Raw genomic sequence first — 5,028 nt, forward strand, 5'->3', positions numbered from 1 at the left:
GGATATGTATTTCACTTATTGTTATTAAATATAAATACACCAGAACGTTTATTCTGCACTTTCCCTTTATAATAGGAGAGTTCACCATTTACAAAAACATATTCTATACCTTGTGAAGCCGATATAGGATTTTCAAAAGTTGCGGTGTCTTTAACCGTATTAGGATCAAAGATAACCAGATCGGCGTAAGCGCCTTCTTTTATCACGCCGCGCTGATCCAGGTTGTAACGTTTCGCGGAAAGGCCCGTCATTTTGTGAATCGCCACTTCCATTGAAAATAATTTTTCTTCTCGGCTGTAGTGGCCTAGCACTTTCGGGAACGTGCCCCACAAACGTGGATGCGGGTGTGGATCATTCGGTAGTCCGTCAGAGCCAACCATCGTGAGTTTGTACTTCAGTACACGCTTCACATCGTTTTCGTCCATACAGTGATAGACCGCGCCTGCTGGCTGCAATGCCTTGGCCGCATCCATCAACGGTAATGCCATGTCGACCGCGATCTCTTTCAACATTTTGCCCGCGTATTGTGGCAATGCTTTAGACCACGTAATAAAGATATCGATCTCATCGGTGACTTGTTTTAGGTCTAAGGTAGAAGAGCTCGCTGAATACGGATAACAGTCACACGATACGTCTTGGTGCTTTGACGCTGTTTCTAGGTGATTGATCACTTCGACGGTTCTGCCCCAATTTCCCGCGCCTGCGCACTTCAAATGCGAAATAACCACAGGAACTCTCGCGTGTTTGCCCGTTTCAAAGGCTTCATCCATCGCGCTAATAATTTCTTCAAATTCAGTACGCATATGCGTGGTATAAATGCCGCCATGCTCAGCAAGAACTTCTGAAAGCTGCATAACCTCATTCGCGGTGGCTTGCTTCGCACTCGCATAAGCCAATCCAGAGCTCAGACCCAACGCCCCCTGCTCCATCGCCTTAGTAAGTGAAGACTGCATTTGTGCTATTTCTTGGTCGGTTGCGGTGCGATCCAAACGATCCATCACTTGATTACGAAGCGTGGTATGGCCAACTAACGCGGCAACATTCACCGCAGGTTTCGCTTCTTCCACCGCTTCGGCATAAGCCAAGAACGATGGGTATTTGAAATCTTTTTGTTCGCCTAGCAGGTTCATGGGATCAGGCGGTGCCGTTTCGAGAACAGCTGGAGAAGCACTAATCCCACAGTTACCAACAATAACCGTCGTCACACCTTGGCTTATTTTCGGTAAGCAGTCTGGGTAACGAATAACATTCGTATCATCGTGGGTATGCACATCAATAAAGCCAGGTGCCAACGCAAGCCCATACCCTTCAATAACCTGCTCGCAGTCTTCAATATCGAGCTTGCCAATCTTCTCAATGCGATTGTTTCGGATTGCGACATCAGCAAAGAACGCTGCTTCGCCTGAGCCATCGAACACCTCTATATTTTTTATGATGGTATCGAATAACATTGTTCTCTCTCTCAATCCTCATTTCTATGTTGCCTATCTTAATATTTACCGAAAAAAAATCAGTGATAACACACACAAAAAACATGACTTAGTTTGATACTTTCTAACACGAAGAGCATAATAGAACGCAGGAAATAAATAAAAACAATAACTTAACCCAAGTTAGTTTGCTCGCACTGTCGGAGAGTTACAACGAATGAAAGATAGAAACTACCAAAGCGCTCTACTCGGAAGAACCGCGTATGGCCATAAAGGTCGCGCAATCGCGCTAGAAGAGCAGGTGCAATACAGTCTGATAAATGAAGAGATTACATTGCCAGTCGCGGTCGTTAAACAGTCATCATTGCAGAACAATCTACAATGGATGCAGCGTTTTGCTGACCACCACCATGTTCATCTTGCACCTCATAGCAAGACGTCCATGACCCCAGACTTTATCCAACAACAGTTAGAAAATGGAGCATGGGGTATCACCGTTGCAACCCCTGCACAAGCAGAAGTTGCGGCATTAGCGGGCGCCAAAAACATCATTATGGCCAATCAGCTTGTTGGCAAAGCCAATATGTTCCTAATTGCGAGTTTGATCGAGCAGTTCGATGTCGATTTTTATTGTTGCGCCGACTCCATGGTCAACCTAGATCAGCTCGATAGCTATTTCAGCCAAGCCAAGTTCAGCCAAGCCAAGGTTACGCTCAATGTACTACTAGAGCGTGGAGTAGAAGGGGGTCGCTGTGGTTGTCGTTCGGGTGAGGAGCTTCTGGAACTGGCTGATGCAATGCAAGGGATGCCTGCGCTCAAATTGGCGGGTATTGAAGTGTATGAAGGTGTCATACAGGGCAACAACCAAGAGCAGTTGATTCGTGATTTCCTCAATGAAACACTCACATTGGTGCAAACCCTTTCCGCTGACAAGCTCGTTGAAGGCAAACCGATTATTACCGGCGCTGGCTCAGCATGGTACGACGTGGTATCAGAGTGTTTTGCTAACCTCACCCACTCCACCGCCATTATTCGTCCCGGCTGTTACGCTATTCACGATACGGGAATATACCTTGATGCACAAAGTGGTGTGATGGCACGCGCTGAAGAAAATGGCGGCTACGCCTGTGAGTTGGGGGGAGATCTTGAGTCATCTCTCGAGGTTTGGGCTTATGTTATTTCTAGGCCAGAGCCGACTAAAGCCATCGTGGGACTCGGCAAACGAGACGTCGCATTCGACGCAGGTTTACCGATACCAGAACATGGCTACAGTAATGGTAAACCGATCAGTGTTTCTGGAATCAAGGCCACTGCGGTTATGGACCAACACACCTTTATTGAGTTAGACGCAGACAACGACATTCAAGTAGGTGATATGATTGCTTTCTCCACATCACACCCTTGCCTAACCTTCGACAAATGGCGTCATATCGCGATCTGTGATGATGAATACATGGTTACACACTGGGTTGAAACTTGCTTTTAAATGGGACCTTATTCATCATAATATCAATAAAATAAATTCGTTGAGTTAGAGCGCTTACGACGATGATTTTAGTCATATCAATTTTGGCTTAAACCATCGATAGCTTAACCGTATGTAGGAAAATTTTTTGACACTTGAAGTAGACATTATATCGCAGATCACAGAACGCTTTGGGGCGCTACGTGACGCTGAGAAGAAAGTCGCAAAGTTGATCATGGATGACATCAACCTAGCCGCTAATGCAAGTATTACTGAGCTTGCTGAAAATGCCAATGTAAGCGAAGCGACAATCACACGCTTTGCTAAAGCCATCGGCTGCACCAACGTGCGTGATATGAAAATAAAGCTCGCGCAGTCACTGACCATTGGGCAAAGATTCATCCTTGAGCCGCCCGATCAATCCGGTTACCAAGGGGTTTACGAATCCATTAAGCAGTCATTGGACATCAACCGTAGCTTGGTTAATGAACAAGACATAGAAACAGCCATAGATTGGCTTCATAAAGCCAGGCAAATCGTATCAATAGGCATGGGCGGTGGTTCAACAATCGCCTCTCAAGAGCTTCAGCATCGACTGTTTCGATTTGGCTACGCCATTGTCGCTTACAATGATGGCATGCTTGCTCAGATGGTGGCAGCGACGGCAGACAAAAGCGATGTATTTGTTATCATTTCCGCAACGGGTTACACGCCTGTTCTGGTCGAGACCGCGCAGCTTGCCAAAAAATACGGGATGAAAGTCATCGCCATTACACCAGTGGATACGCCACTGGCAAACAATGTCGATCTCCTGCTGCCTATTCAACATGATGAGACGGATTTCATCTACAAGCCATCCGCTTCTCGCTACGCCATGCTGGCGCTCGTTGATGTCATTTCACTCGAACTTGCTGTCGCCCACAAACGACAATCTAGAGACAAGCTAAGACGTTTAAAAATGGCCCTTGATTCACATCGTGGTGGGAATGAGCGTCAACCTTTGGGTGACTAAACGGCGTTCAACAGCCTCCACATCAAGCCCAGAACACAGCTCTTGCCGAACTTGTTTTCTGGGCTTTTTATCCTACTTATTCTCTTGTTTTCTAAACCCACTCGGAGTCACTCCCGTTATTCGCAAAAACTCTCGGTTGAAATTGGATTTGGTCTGGAAACCAGAGTGCATAAAGATTTGCGTGATAGTCTGATCCGTTGTCAGCAAAAGCTGTTTCGCGTGATCGATTCGATATTCATTGATGTACCTTGAAATGTTTTGCTGATGTACTTGGTTTACCGCGATAGAAATATGTTTCGCAGGGATACCCAATTTGCGAGTAAGCTTAGACAGCGTCAATTCTGGGTCTAAATACAAAGAATCTTGACGAATTTTCAACGCTAACGAAGAAGAGATTTCCTGAGCTCGATCCATAGACATGAATGGATCATTCGCATTCTCATCGCTTTTTTCCTTTCCTTTTACGTTGTCTACCTCTTCTGGAATAGGTGTATTAATACCGGCTACCACAACAGTCATCGATAAAACAGGGACAAGAATCAAGTGTGCCGTCGCGATGATATAGCGTGACCACTCACCTTGGTTCAAAGCAAAGTCCAAAGACATAAACAGATCGATAAACGCTGAAAACATCAGCATCCAACCGGCTGTTCCTTCCGCTCTCTTTACACCATCCCAATTTCCTAGCGAGACATTCACCAATGCCGTATCTGTCGAGGAGTAGCGTATAAGAGCGATACCGTAGCACACATACATTAGGGTAAGAATTTCATCAAGTGGCAGCGCCAACCACGGTTGAGTCACGGCACTCACAACCACAAATAGAGGCGCGGCCAGATGGTAAGTCGGAAGAGAGCCCTCCTCACGATTAACATGCACGAATGTATACCAAGCTGCGATAGGAATAGTGGACGCTAAGATTGGCTGAGCAAGGCTAAAAAAGGCGCATTCAAATGTCCAACGTAAGCCAACCATTGCCGTCGTCGTCATGCACAGGCTCAAAAATAGGCAGGTAGCTTTCGCCTGTTGGGTAAACCTTACGTAGAGGGTTATCGCTAGTAGTCCAAGCAACATGGAAACAATAAATGGTACAGGAATAGCCAACATGAGTAGTCCTAGAT

General features: G+C 46.0%; 4 protein-coding genes. 2 read left to right on the top strand and 2 right to left on the bottom strand.

The features are described from left to right. Window positions 1-11: 11 nt before the first annotated feature. Window positions 12-1,451 (bottom strand): D-aminoacylase, encoded by a 1,440-nt coding sequence (locus BCU12_RS09540; protein ID WP_102404091.1) that lies wholly within the window; start codon window positions 1,449-1,451, stop codon window positions 12-14. 196 nt (window positions 1,452-1,647) lie between these two features. Here BCU12_RS09540 and BCU12_RS09545 point away from each other — a divergent pair, with 196 nt between their 5' ends. Together BCU12_RS09545 and BCU12_RS09550 are read left to right on the top strand one after the other, a co-directional pair. Continuing rightward, the gene (locus BCU12_RS09545; protein ID WP_102404092.1) at window positions 1,648-2,916 is read left to right on the top strand and encodes an amino acid deaminase; all 1,269 of its coding nucleotides are present in this window, start codon (window positions 1,648-1,650) and stop codon (window positions 2,914-2,916) included. 127 nt (window positions 2,917-3,043) lie between these two features. After that, a complete protein-coding gene (locus BCU12_RS09550; protein ID WP_102404093.1) occupies window positions 3,044-3,907 on the top strand; it encodes a MurR/RpiR family transcriptional regulator in 864 nt (287 codons plus the stop codon). A 72-nt stretch (window positions 3,908-3,979) separates the two neighbouring features. Here BCU12_RS09550 and BCU12_RS09555 read toward each other — a convergent pair whose 3' ends face one another. After that, window positions 3,980-5,014, bottom strand: coding sequence for an AraC family transcriptional regulator (locus tag BCU12_RS09555; protein ID WP_102404094.1), 1,035 nt, complete (start codon window positions 5,012-5,014; stop codon window positions 3,980-3,982). Window positions 5,015-5,028 lie beyond the last annotated feature (14 nt).

The organism is Vibrio sp. 10N.261.55.A7 (genome assembly GCF_002877365.1).
Taxonomy (GTDB): domain Bacteria; phylum Pseudomonadota; class Gammaproteobacteria; order Enterobacterales; family Vibrionaceae; genus Vibrio.